Annotated in this window: 4 protein-coding genes; 1 reads left to right on the forward strand and 3 read right to left on the reverse strand. The window is 71.8% G+C overall.

The window, feature by feature from the left end; translation table 11 throughout:
- The first annotated feature begins 230 nt into the window (after positions 1-230).
- Entirely contained in the window at positions 231-854 is a 624-nt protein-coding gene (locus DJ75_RS04560; RefSeq protein ID WP_094522968.1) for a methyltransferase domain-containing protein, read from the forward strand.
- Positions 855-883: 29 nt separating this feature from the next.
- Here the strand turns inward: DJ75_RS04560 and DJ75_RS04565 are convergent, their stop codons facing one another.
- The 3 genes from DJ75_RS04565 to DJ75_RS04575 form a co-directional block, all read right to left on the reverse strand.
- A complete protein-coding gene (locus DJ75_RS04565) occupies positions 884-1,420 on the reverse strand; it encodes a type IV pilin N-terminal domain-containing protein (protein ID WP_254921671.1) in 537 nt (178 codons plus the stop codon).
- Between the two features lie 65 nt (positions 1,421-1,485).
- On the reverse strand, positions 1,486-1,920 hold the full coding sequence (locus tag DJ75_RS04570) for a hypothetical protein (RefSeq protein ID WP_094522972.1): 435 nt from the start codon (positions 1,918-1,920) through the stop codon (positions 1,486-1,488).
- 132 nt (positions 1,921-2,052) lie between these two features.
- Positions 2,053-3,140, reverse strand: a 1,088-nt coding sequence (locus DJ75_RS04575) for a hypothetical protein (RefSeq protein WP_094522974.1), incomplete at its 5' end; no start/stop codon positions are given.

Here is a 3,140-nt window from a genome sequence, read left to right on the forward strand (position 1 = left end):
TCGGCGGCGACACCGTCGACATCGGAACCGTCCTCGATGTCCGGTCGCGGCCGCCGGTCGTGCACGCGGAACCGGCCGCTCGTCGTCGGGTCCATACGTGTGGATCGGTCGGCAGGCGGATAAGCGGGTCGGACCGGACCGTCGGCGACGTCCCGCGCGAGGGTCGAACCGGGTCCGTCCCGGTGGCGGATCCGTGTCGTTATGGGGCGGGCGACCCTACAGATACGGTAATGGGGATCCTCGAGGACAAGTCGAACGCCCGCCTGTTCTACAAGTACCTCTCGAAGGTGTACGACCAGGTCAACCGCTTCAACTGGACCGAGGAGATGCGGACGGAGGCGCTCTCCTGGCTGGAGTTCGGCGACGACCCGAAAGTGCTCGACGTGGGGTGTGGCACCGGGTTCGGCACGCAGGGACTGCTGGAACACGCCGACGACGTCCACGGGCTCGACCAGAGCGTGCACCAGATGGAGAAGGCGTTCGAGAAGTTCGGCAAGCGCGACCGGGTGAACTTCTACCGCGGTGACGCGGAGCGGCTCCCCTTCCGCGACGACACGTTCGACGTCGTCTGGTCGTCGGGCTCGATCGAGTACTGGCCGAATCCCGTCGAGGGGCTTCGGGAACTGCGCCGCGTCGCGAAGCCCGGGGGGCAGGTGCTCGTCGTCGGTCCGGACTACCCGCATAACCCCGTCCTCCAGCGGATCGCCGACGCGATCATGCTCTTCTACGACGAGGAGGAGGCCGATCGGATGTTCGAGGCCGCGGGCTACGAGGCGTTCGAACACCACATCCAGCGAGCGACGCCGCGGAGCCCCCGAGCGATCACGACGGTCGCCCGGGTCCCCGAGGAGTAGCGCGCGGAGCGAGCGACGCCGTCGCTCTACTATCCAGGCTCCACGACCGCCTCTAGCGCCGCGACCGGCCGTCCGCCGACCGATATCTCGACGGCGATCGTCCGTCCCGGTTCGAGGGCCGGGTCGTTCGTCCCCGCGATCCGGAACGACGCCGATTCGCCGACGGACCAGTCGCCGTCGCTGGCAGCGTTGAAGGCGCCGGTCGGTCCCGGCCGGAAGCCGGCCGCAGAAAAGAACGGCACCGGCGGCTGGCGGGCGAGCGGCTCGCCGTCGACGCTGACGCGCACGTCCAGTTCGCTCGCGTCGAGCGCGTCGCCGCCGCGGTGCGTGACCGTGACCCGATCGCCGGCCGCCGACAGCGACAGTGACGCCGTCGGCGCAGGCTCGACGGGCTCGGCGGGAGCGGCGAGCGCAGCGGTGACGACGCCGCCCGCGAGGACGACGGTGATCGCGAGCAGCAGGACGCCGGCGACCGGGGCGAGCGCCCGATCGGAGCGGTAAGCGTCGCCAGCGGCGTTCCGGTTCGACGACGGACCCGGGTGGGTCGGTGAGCGGTCGGGGAGCACGGGGCGGCTGGTCGCGGCATCAGCTAAAAACGTCCGGACGGAAGCCGACGGGCGAGGGGACCGGTTCATCGCCTCTTCGACCCGGTCGTCCCGTCGGACGAGGAGGCGACGGACGGGGACGCGGCGAGCGCCAGCACCGCGGCCGCGGTGGCGAGATTCAGCGCCCGCGTGGGGCGGGCGAACCCGAGGGCCGTCTCGGCGGCCACCCAGAGCGCCAGCGCGACACCGACCGCTACGGCCGCGGCCCGCCCCCACGAGAGGTCCGCGTGGAGCCCGTATCCGGCGAGGACCGGACAGACGCCGAACAGCGCGACGAGCAGGGCTCCGGGGAGCAGGAAGTCGTCGACTGGCGTCGGGGCGAGCGGGGCCGGCGACGCGTCCACGAGCGCGCCGGAGGGGTCGACAACGAGCGCGGCCCCGCCGGCGAGCGCGCGTGCCGCGAGCTGGCCGAGCGCCGCGAGGAGCGCCCAGTGGGAGAGTGACCGGCCGCGCAGGCGCATGGAGAGGGATGGGTGCGGGACCGACAAGAGCACCGCGACGAATTCCGGAGGTCTTGGAACGCCCAACCCTGGAACACCCGACTGAAGTCGCGTCCGCGGGCTCGGGCGCGCCGGCGACAGCACGCGGCTGCGCTACTCGTCGTCGACGAGCCGGGGCGTCGAGATCGGTCGGAGGTCGTCGACGACGACGACGCGGGGCTCGTCGACGACGGTGATGCGGTACGGCTCCGCCGGCGAGAGGGTCCTGACGACCCCGTCGGCGTCCGTGGTGCCGATCGTCCGGCTGTCGCCGTCGCCGACGCTCTTCGTCACGGTGACGTCGGGAGCGGGGTCGCCTGTCTCCTCGTCGAGGACGGTCACCGTCACCGGGCCGCCGGCGTAGCTCCGTTCGACGGTTACGTTGAAGCCGTCACCGGCCTCGGAGGCACGCTCGGTGTCGGGGAAGGCGCTGAGGTTGATCCGCTGGTGCTCGACGAACACCTGCTCCGTCCCGCCGCTGACGAAGGCGCGGAGCAACCCGTACTCGTGCGGGATAGTGATCCGCTGGACCGCGCCGGCCCCGAACGCGTCTGGCTCCCGGAGCGCCGCCGTCTCGGGGTACGCGGCCGTGGTCACGTTGATCGCCTCGTCGTTGCTGATCGCGCCGCCGCCGCGGCCCCAGCGGTCGTTTCTGAACGTCTCGCGAACGTACTCGCCGTCGACGATCGTCGCCAGCGTGACCGAGCTCGGCGTCGATTCGACGTAGATCTCCGCGGCCGAGCGGTCGCCGCGGGCGGTCGAGAGCGCGAGGTCGCGGACGGGGCCGTTGTACACCTGGAGCGCGACCTGAAGCTCGTCGAGCCGGGTCGGGGAACTGAAGCCGTCGGTCTCCTCCGCGAGCGCGTCGATCGCCTCGAGCCGCCCGTCGTACTCCCGGGCAGTGGCGGAGATGCGGACGAGTTCGTCGAGGAGTTCCCGGTCGGAGAGGTTGCCGGAGGCGTGCGCCTGGAACGCCTTCGACTGGCGGCTGTGGAGGCTCACCTCGTTGCGCTCGACGCGGCTGAGTGCGGCGAGGATGAGCCGCTGTCGCTCGGTGCTGGTCTGGGCGTTCTCGATCCGGTCGACGATCGCCTCGGTCTCCACGGCGGCCCCGGCGTCGGCGACCGAGAAGGAGAGCGCCGGGCCGAGGTTCGCGCCGCGAAAGCCGCTGCCTCTCCGGGAGTCGGCGTCGGTCGGCGCCG

It is taken from the genome of Halorubrum sp. Eb13 (assembly GCF_002252895.1).
GTDB lineage: Archaea > Halobacteriota > Halobacteria > Halobacteriales > Haloferacaceae > Halorubrum.